This is a genomic window from Acidobacteriota bacterium (assembly GCA_040756905.1).
Lineage (GTDB): Bacteria > Acidobacteriota > Aminicenantia > JBFLYD01 > JBFLYD01 > JBFLYD01.
Genome location: JBFLYD010000058.1, coordinates 78,590 through 87,347 on the forward strand (window position 1 = coordinate 78,590; position 8,758 = coordinate 87,347).

Genomic DNA, 8,758 nt, shown 5'->3' on the forward strand with positions numbered 1-8,758 from the left:
TTTATGTTGATACCAAAAGTTAAAAACCAATTCTGTATTCATAAATTTTCATCCCTACATTGGAATCCAGAATAAACAATCTATCCTTATGAACATAAATATTATCGCAAAAAACATCAAGTCTCTTTGAAGCCACAACTTTACCCAGCTTATTAAACACAACTAACCTGAAAAGATCGGTATGATCTGATTCAATTTCCTTTTTTGAATCTAACTCGAAGAACTCACCTCCAGCAGCTACTACCACTTTCTCGTAGATTTTTTTCTCTTTCTCTTTTAAAGGTCTCGTTTTCAAAACAAGGTATATCCTTCCATAATCGTCAAGGGATAACCCATATACCAAAATTTCAGTTTTTTCTGCAATTATCTCAATATCTTTGCTATTCGCTAACGGCCTAATCTTGTGGTAAACCTTAAAAGGCATTTCATAAGTTATATCCATTATATGTTCGCCGGAATATGCGTATTTTCGAAGCAAAGGGGTTCCTTGGTATGATACATAAAAATTGTCTGAATCATCCGTACTGAAAAATACAGAATCCCAATCACTATGAGAATTTATCCTGAAAACAAATTTCCCTATCTCTCTTATCATTTTCCCTTGGAAATCATATAAAACTATATGAGAATCATTGTAATTTTTCCCCATTTTCTCTAATGCTGTTATTTCTCCCTTCTGAGTTACGTCAATCGAATAAACAGACGATTTTGTTTTAAAGCTGTTTAAATATTTGCCTTTATCATCTAAAATTTGAATCCTACGGTTAAATATGTCTGAAACTATAAGGCGATTTTTCCCGTCTATTGATAAAACATAAGGTTTTAAAAATTCTCCTGGGCCGGGACCCTTTCTTCCTATGGTTTGTATAAATGTTCCAGTTGAATCAAAGACTTGAATTCTATTTTGTTTTGAATCAACTATATAAAATAGACCATCTTTATTAATTTTTATATCTGTTGGCTCTTTGAAGAACTTTGCTTCATCATCTTCTTCTCCTCCCCAAACTCTTATTAAATCTATTTTAATTTTACCTTCACATTCATTTATCTCTGTCAATGAAATATGAACATTTTTTGGAGATGAATAAATAAAATGGTTAACAGTGAAAACCACAAACAAGAAATAGTATTTTTTTAATCTTCTACTCTTTATCACTTTAACTTCTCTTTTCCTTCTTCCTTAAATATAATTATAATTTTTTTTATAAATTATTTCACATTTGAAAATAGGAATGGTAGGTATGGGGAAAGATCCCATACCTACTTTACCACTAGAACATGTAACTAAAGGCCAACTCAAAATTTGCAATAGCGTTCTGAGTCCCATAACTACATTGACAACCGCAACCGCCATACGCATCGGTATCCGTGTTAGCGCTTCCCGTACTGCAAATACATGCACAACCACTCCCTTCAAGTGCAACTGTCCCTCCAAAGTCTTCTCCTTCAATCCTCCACATTTAAACCTCCTTATATAAAAATTTAAATCATGTCAATTTATACTCTCTAAGATAATTAAGTCCTTCCGGATTTTTTTCTAAAAGTTTACAATACATTTTTAATAAATCTTCTTTTGATCTTTTAGTATGAGCACAATACCACTTCTTTTTTTCAATGCTTAATTTTCCAAACGCAAAAGCATGAATATAGCATTGATTATAAAGTCTAATCGCCAGCCCATGCACAAGTTCATACACACCCCCTTGTACCTCATATTTTTTCTCATTTTCTTTTTCCTCTGATTCATAAAATATGCCTTTTAAACGTAAATAGAAAATAATACCGAAATAGTGGGGGAATTTTTTATGAATAGTGAGGTAACTTTTGCCCGAAATGAGCTATTTGGGGTATTTTTCGGCCAAAAATGGGGGGTAAGTTAAAAAATTGGCAGTTGTAATTATATGATATATCATTACTTGCAAGCGTTGAGCAGTCTCAATTTATTGACTATTCAAATATTTTATTTTATATACCTCAATATACTGAGCATATGTTTCAGGGTCTATAGGCAAGACTTTATATATTTTCCCATCTTTATAAAAGCAGTTCTTAGAAATATTTTTGGATTTAAAAAAGTACAACCATTCTCCTTTTTTATTAAAAATATCAACAGAATTTTCATAATTTGGATTCATATTATCTTCGTATGTTTCTCCTGAAATTACCCATATATTCTCCCTCAAATCCTGAAACATCGTTCGAAGAACGGGAGGTGCTGGAGGAAATTTCGTTTTTCCCATATCAATCGATTTCTTATGCTTTGAATAAAGTTCTTCTCTTGCTTCTTCTGAGTATTTTTCTATTTGATATTCCCTGCCGAATATCAGCCTCGGTTTTCCTAACTTATCATACTTTATTATCGAATATTTATTAAGATTATCTTCAGGGAAATAAAACTCACCGCTATCTAATATTAATATCCATTCCCAGCAGGGAGGCCCACTTAATCCAAGAGGATATTTGTATCTAAAGAGCTCTTTTCCTCCAGAAAAAGTTTCTTCCAAAGAGGTTAAGATCAATTCTAATTTAGTAAAGGTGCGGTCTGTTTTCCCCTTAAGAAGATAAAACTTATCACCTACGGCTATTATTTTTAGCGGGTTATCATATATTAATTGGATAATATGTTTAGAAATATATTCACCTTGAAGATTGGCAATTTTTAGCTCAAAAAACCCTTGAAATACATAGATTTTATCCTTTCTAATAACCGTAAAATTTGCATCTAAAAATTCATTTGGCCCCTGCCCTCGTCTTCCAAATTTATTCACGAATTTCCCATTTTCGTCAAATACGGTTATTGTTCCTTCATATCTATCAAGAATGTATAGATTATTGTTCATATCAAAATCGACGCAACCCTGATACTCATATTGCTTACTAAATAAATTTATTTGTGTAACATCGATACTATATAATTTTTCTAAATACACGTAATTATTATCTCGATATATTGGCGAAGAGCTGATTATTTTTGGGATTTTATCACTTTTCGAGCTACATGAAATTAAAATCGTGATAATTGGCATTATTTCTAAAACGAAATATATTTTATTCTTAATAGACATATTTCCTCTTTGGTTTTCACTATTCTTTTCAAATAATCTTAAGGGTCATTTCTTTCCCCTTTGATGCTTTTTATTTAAACACTTAGAATTCAAGAAGTCAAATGAATTTTTTAAACTTTTAAGTTATAATATTTATTTAGTTTGGAGGGATGGCCGAGTGGTTTAAGGCGGCGGTCTTGAAAATCGCTTCTCTCGTAGCCCGGGAGACGGGGGTTCGAATCCCTCTCCCTCCGCCAGCCATTTTCTGTTTATTTGTGAAGAAGTTAATTTCATGTTAGTATTTTTCTATCAATTCGGGAAATTGCAAGGAATTAGTCATTGTGATATATTGAAATGAGGAAATTAGGGAGATAAGATTATGAGTAAAAAAGAGTTATTTCTAAGCGAGATTGAGCAAGTTCCTGAATCCTTCCTTGACGAAGTATTGGACTTTATTCACTTTTTGAAAACAAAGAGAATCAAGGAACGTATCGATACTGCCATTGCAAGTGAGTCCTCTCTCAAAAAAGATTGGATGAGGCCAGAAGAGGACGAGGCGTGGCAAGATTTGTGAAGGGCGATGTCGTTGTTGTTCCCTTTCCCTTCTCTGATTTAACCCAAGCCAAAAGGCGGCCTGCTTTAGTCATTTCAGTGTTGGAAGGTGATGACCTAATTCTTTGCCAGATAACCAGTCAAACGATTAAGGATAAATATACTGTTCCAATTGATGATGATGATTTTGTGCAAGGGAGTCTGAAGCAACCAAGCAATGTGAGACCTAACCGTATATTTACAGCAGATAGTCTCATTGTCTTATATCGAGCCGGCAACCTTAAACCCGACAAAGTAAATGGGATTATTGAAAAAGTGATTGAGATTATTCATAGGTAAATTCGCAATTTCCAAGGGATATTGATAACCAAAAAACGCTTTTATAAACAGAAGGACATACAATTATCAAAAAAGACAAAAAGTACGTAGTAAAAGATTGTGAAAAATATTGAGCAAAATTATGAACATGGAGATAAAAAGAATGAAGAATGGACGGTAAAGAGTAAACAGAGAAAAATTATGGAATTGAAGGTTAATGGAAGTCCAGAAAGGATGGCAAACAGATGGCTTAGCATTACTTTCAGTTCGTTGAGAATCAGAGATTATAGGATTTACTGGATTGGTCAGCTAATTTCTCTGACAGGTTCATGGATGCAGAGTGTAGCCCTTGGATGGCTCGTTTTAATTTTAACAAACTCTCCATTCTATTTAGGTCTTGCAGGTTTTGCTGGCTCTATTCCTGTTCTCTTTTTTTCATTGTTTGGAGGTGTTCTTGCAGATAGATTTTCAAAGAGAAATCTTCTTATCACAACTCAAACATTTGCGATGGTGCAGGCATTTATTTTAGCAGGTTTAACAATATCTAAAGCTGTGAATGTCTGGCATATTCTTTTCTTAGCTACATTTCTTGGAACAGTAAACGCAATAGATGCACCCACAAGACAATCTTTTATTGCTGAGATTGTTTCGAAAGAATACCTTACAAACGCGATAGCATTAAATTCAACAATGTTCAACAGTGCAAGAATAATTGGCCCAGCCCTTGCAGGAATTTTGATGGCAGTGATTGGAATTTCAGGAATCTTTATAATAAATGGAATCAGTTTCCTTGCGGTAATTTGGAGTTTATTTTTGATTAATAGTGTTAAAATAAACTCGAACAATTCTCATGATTCGATATGGGAGAACCTTAAAGAGGGTTTTAAATATGTAAAAAATAATAGACTGATAATCTCCATAATAATTCTTGTTGCCTCTTTTAGCGTTTTTGGAACATCCTACATGATGCTCATGCCAGTTTTTGCCAGAGATATCCTGCAGGTAGGAGCTTCAGGACTGGGATTTTTAATGGCATTTTCAGGTATAGGCGCTTTGATAGGAGCATTGAGTCTTGCTTCACTGGGAGATTATAAAAAGAAAGGGCTTCTTCTTACAGCTGGAAACCTGGTTCTTCCGATAACTCTTTTTTTCTTCGCAATTTCAAAATCATTTACAATTTCCTCGATATTTATATTTGGTGTAGGGTGGTCAATGATAACTCAGATGGCAAGTGCGAATTCGTTAATCCAATCGATAGTGCCAGACAATCTAAGAGGAAGGGTAATGAGTCTTTACACTTTGACTTTTTTTGGGATGATGCCCATCGGAAGCATTCAGGCTGGAATAATTGCGGAATTAATTGGTGCTCCACTAACAGTTTGTCTCGGAGCAATTCTATGCGCTATAGTTGCTGCTGGAATTTTAGTTTATGTTCCTGAGTTAAGGTCTCATGAATAATAAACCTTTTGATTAATTTTATTTATTGTGGTAAATAAATAAAAAAGTAAGGAGGAGGTAGCATTATGGAAGAGAAAAGAATCGGTAAGGTTACTCATTATTTCACAAATATAAGTGTTGCAGTTTTAGATCTTGAAGATACTTTAGAAGTTGGAGATGAAATTCATATATTGGGCCGTACCACAGACTTTTTTCAGAAAGTCGCCTCTCTTCAGATTGAACATAAACCAATTCAGAAGGCAAAGCCTGGAGATAATGTAGCTCTGAAAGTTGATGACCATGTAAGAGAAAATGATGTTATATACAAGGTGATTCCATAAAAGAGAATTTACTATCAGCTTAAAGGGAATCTCTCCATTATTGCTCTGAAAAATTTCTTCTTGTAAATTAAATCAAAAGTGAGCTCTGAATCGGGGAAAAGAATCGTGGCTATTTTTCTTGCCTTTTTAAAGATTCTATATGCTTCAATAAGATTTAGATTTTTTGATTGGTAAATTTCAGAGAGGGATGCATCGATTACAAATTTTAGCAATTTTATTTTTTTATTCTCTTCTTCTATTAAAATACTTCTTTCCATAAAAAAATTTTCGTTTAAGTTTATCATAATGTCAAATAAAAATTTTAATTTTTTGAAACTTTTTTGAAATTGGTTTAATATATGAAGACCATTGAAGGAGGAGAGATGAAGCTGAGATTTAAAAAATCAATTTTAGTTTTAAGCACATTTATTTTGATTTTTTGTTTAGCTACCTCATCCGCCTTTTCAGATGTAGATGGTAAGAAAGCTCTTAAATATGTCAAACATTTAGCTTCTGACAAATTTGAAGGAAGAAAGAGCGGCCAAAAAGGCGCTGAGAAAGCCGCTGATTGGATAGCAAAGCAGTTTGAAAAATGGGGAATAGAAAGAGCCGGGGAGAAAAATTCTTATTTTCAATTTTTTACCATTGAATATTTTAATGTGGATAAGAATGTAAAAATGGTGCTAAACAATGGCTTTGAAAAAAGAGAATTTATTTATGGTGAAGACTGGCATATAACGAAATTTTCAGGGTCTGGCAGATTCAAGTCAAAATTAATATTTGTGGGTTTTGGTATCTCCTCGCCGGAGAATAAATTTGATGAATATAGAGATATAGATCCAAAGGGAAAATTAGTTCTTGTAGTATACGGGATTCCGAAAGGAAAAGAGAAGGAATTGAAAGATTTCGAAAATGTTAATAAAAAAATAGAGACCGCCCAGAAAAAAGGAGCAAAAGGTGTAATATTTCTTAAGAATCCTGAACAGCAAACTCAGTTCTTCAGAGTTTCAGTTAAAAAAGAATTATACAGAAAGAATTTTTTTATAGGTAGCCTTGAGGATAATGCAACTAATTTTATTTTTAAATACATAAAGTATGATCTAAGAGACCTTGTTGCTCTGATAAGTGAAAATTTCAAGCCTTACTCTTTTGATACCAGGGTTAAGATAGAAGTTTCTGGTAAGTCAACTTTTGACAAAGGTAGAAAGACTAAAAATGTGCTTGGAAAAATATCAGGAATTGACCCGAAATTGAAGAGTGAATATGTAATTGTAGGAGCTCATATGGATCACCTTGGAAAGTCTCCTCTTGGAGATATATACAATGGTGCCAATGACAATGCCTCTGGCACTGCAGTATGCATGGAAATTGCAAGGGAAATGAAACAAGCTGGTATAAAGCCAAAGAGAACCGTGATTTTTGCATTGTGGGCAGCTGAAGAGCAGGGTCTTTTAGGTTCAAAATATTATACAGAGCATCCACTCTTTCCTATGGAAAAAACAGTCGCATATTTTAACATGGATATGGTCGGGCATGGAACTGGGAAAGTAAATTTCAGGGGAGAATATTACAGTCCTGAGGTTTGGAATTTGATTGAAAAGTCCTTACCCAAAGAAATACTCGATTACGCTGTTTCTGGAAGAGGAGGCCCTGGCGGTTCAGATCAGACATACTTTATCATGAAAGGAATACCAGCTTACGCCATCATGACAGATGGGAGACATTATAAATACCATAAGCCAAGAGATGAGTGGGACATCATCGATCCAGTAATACTGGAGAAGACAGGAAAATTAGTCTATAACGCAACTTTAGTTGTTGCAAATCATGATGAAAATTTAATTAAAACGAAAAGAGAAGAAAGGTACATTGTTAAGTATTCTCCTTTGTTAAATATAAATCCAATTGAAAAGAGAGAATACGATAAAATTGCTATTAAAAAAGAATTCGATGTGGACCTTCAGTTTATAACTCCTTTTTATATAGATTACGGTGAAGACATGAAGATTGAAACAATTTTAAAACAGGTTGTTTCTTTGTCTCAGGAAATAAAAGAAATGAAAAAAGTATCTCTGATTAAGTCTTCTTCTGACCTGATTACAAATCCAAGAGGAAATAAATTAACTTTTATACTGGGATTGACAGATACGAAGCCATTTGTTGAGGATATGGAATGGGCGAGAATTTTCGGAAAAGTTGGAATGGATTACATATTTTTTGAAGGAAAACCTCCGTTTTTCTTAGAAGAGAGTATTTCAGAGAAAGGAAAGAAGCTTTTAAAGATATTTAATGAGGAGGGAATTTTAATAATAGGAACTAAGCAGATAATATCTCAGATGAAGTCCCTTGTGGAATCTTCTTCAAAACCAGGGATAATTCTTACCGATGAGAATCTTGATAAAGATTTTCTCAGGTTAATAAAGGAAAAAGGATGGGCTGTAGGAATCTCTATAGGATTTGATATACCAGCAAACATTGCTTTTCATAGGATTGATAACATAAAGAAAGAAATCGGAATAGATAATATCTTGATTTTTTCAAAATATTCAAGCTGCGATGATTATCTTAAGTCCCTTTTGGATTTAACATTAATAATGCTTGAGAACAAATATACAAGAGATGATATCGGAAAAATATTAGGCGGAAATTTCAGGGAAATTTTCAGAAAAGTAAAAGGCGAAAGAGAAGTAGCTCCTCTCTATGTTCGTCCCTTTTAGTGTCGTGTCACTTAAATATCTCTTTGTTATACTCTTCTGTGACACGACACTTTCCCTATGGGAGAAAGATCTCCTTAGACGCTTCGCTGAGCACCTCCCAGACATGGGGAAGATACCTTCCCCATACCCCTTCAGTGTGCTGTAAGAGAGACCGTCTGCCTGCGAAGATATTTATGGGGACAGCACACTAATACAAACGCACAAAATATTTTTACATGTAGGGCAAGGCTTTAGCCTTGCGAAAAGCAACCCTAAAATAAGCTCACCTGATAAGTACCCATGCTTATATTCACTAAAAGAACCGTATTCTGGCATTCCTGTACTAACCACATTGCACCTTCTTATGTGCTTCAATAATTGATATATACTT

Annotated in this window: 10 protein-coding genes and 1 tRNA gene; 6 read left to right on the forward strand and 5 right to left on the reverse strand. The window is 33.8% G+C overall.

Going from position 1 to position 8,758, the window contains the following annotated elements:
- Positions 1-19: 19 nt before the first annotated feature.
- From AB1410_10435 to AB1410_10445, 3 genes are all read right to left on the reverse strand, one after another.
- Positions 20-1,156, reverse strand: a complete 1,137-nt coding sequence (locus AB1410_10435; GenBank protein ID MEW6457114.1) for an NHL repeat-containing protein — start codon at positions 1,154-1,156, stop codon at positions 20-22.
- A 331-nt stretch (positions 1,157-1,487) separates the two neighbouring features.
- Entirely contained in the window at positions 1,488-1,697 is a 210-nt protein-coding gene (locus AB1410_10440) for a hypothetical protein (GenBank protein MEW6457115.1), read from the reverse strand.
- A 243-nt stretch (positions 1,698-1,940) separates the two neighbouring features.
- Positions 1,941-3,065, reverse strand: a complete 1,125-nt coding sequence (locus tag AB1410_10445) for a 6-bladed beta-propeller (protein ID MEW6457116.1) — start codon at positions 3,063-3,065, stop codon at positions 1,941-1,943.
- 143 nt (positions 3,066-3,208) lie between these two features.
- Here AB1410_10445 and AB1410_10450 point away from each other — a divergent pair.
- From AB1410_10450 to AB1410_10470, 5 genes are all read left to right on the forward strand, one after another.
- Positions 3,209-3,301 (forward strand) — tRNA-Ser (locus AB1410_10450).
- 122 nt (positions 3,302-3,423) lie between these two features.
- Positions 3,424-3,618 carry a DUF2281 domain-containing protein gene (locus AB1410_10455; GenBank protein ID MEW6457117.1) on the forward strand — a complete coding sequence of 65 codons (195 nt, stop codon included), beginning with the start codon at positions 3,424-3,426 and terminating at the stop codon, positions 3,616-3,618.
- On the forward strand, positions 3,603-3,935 hold the full coding sequence (locus AB1410_10460; GenBank protein ID MEW6457118.1) for a type II toxin-antitoxin system PemK/MazF family toxin: 333 nt from the start codon (positions 3,603-3,605) through the stop codon (positions 3,933-3,935). The genes AB1410_10455 and AB1410_10460 overlap by 16 nt, the downstream gene beginning before the upstream one ends.
- A 99-nt stretch (positions 3,936-4,034) precedes the next feature.
- Complete coding sequence (locus AB1410_10465; protein MEW6457119.1) at positions 4,035-5,372, forward strand: MFS transporter; 1,338 nt, start codon at positions 4,035-4,037, stop codon at positions 5,370-5,372.
- A 65-nt stretch (positions 5,373-5,437) separates the two neighbouring features.
- Positions 5,438-5,692 carry a translation elongation factor-like protein gene (locus AB1410_10470; protein MEW6457120.1) on the forward strand — a complete coding sequence of 85 codons (255 nt, stop codon included), beginning with the start codon at positions 5,438-5,440 and terminating at the stop codon, positions 5,690-5,692.
- A gap of 14 nt (positions 5,693-5,706) precedes the next feature.
- On the opposite strand, the gene AB1410_10475 is transcribed toward AB1410_10470, so the two are convergent.
- Positions 5,707-5,949 carry a hypothetical protein gene (locus AB1410_10475; GenBank protein ID MEW6457121.1) on the reverse strand — a complete coding sequence of 81 codons (243 nt, stop codon included), beginning with the start codon at positions 5,947-5,949 and terminating at the stop codon, positions 5,707-5,709.
- 105 nt (positions 5,950-6,054) lie between these two features.
- Between AB1410_10475 and AB1410_10480 the strand changes: the two genes are divergently transcribed.
- Positions 6,055-8,388 (forward strand): M20/M25/M40 family metallo-hydrolase, encoded by a 2,334-nt coding sequence (locus tag AB1410_10480; GenBank protein MEW6457122.1) that lies wholly within the window; start codon positions 6,055-6,057, stop codon positions 8,386-8,388.
- A 171-nt stretch (positions 8,389-8,559) separates the two neighbouring features.
- Here the strand turns inward: AB1410_10480 and AB1410_10485 are convergent.
- The coding region (locus AB1410_10485; protein MEW6457123.1) for a hypothetical protein at positions 8,560-8,758 on the reverse strand (199 nt) is incomplete at its 5' end.

Coding starts and splice junctions, on each gene's coding strand:
- AB1410_10445 (MEW6457116.1), bottom strand. CDS start 3,065: ATGTCTATTAAGAATAAAATATATTTCGTTTTAGAAATAATGCCAATT.
- AB1410_10455 (MEW6457117.1), top strand. CDS start 3,424: ATGAGTAAAAAAGAGTTATTTCTAAGCGAGATTGAGCAAGTTCCTGAA.
- AB1410_10470 (MEW6457120.1), top strand. CDS start 5,438: ATGGAAGAGAAAAGAATCGGTAAGGTTACTCATTATTTCACAAATATA.
- AB1410_10475 (MEW6457121.1), bottom strand. CDS start 5,949: ATGGAAAGAAGTATTTTAATAGAAGAAGAGAATAAAAAAATAAAATTG.
- AB1410_10480 (MEW6457122.1), top strand. CDS start 6,055: ATGAAGCTGAGATTTAAAAAATCAATTTTAGTTTTAAGCACATTTATT.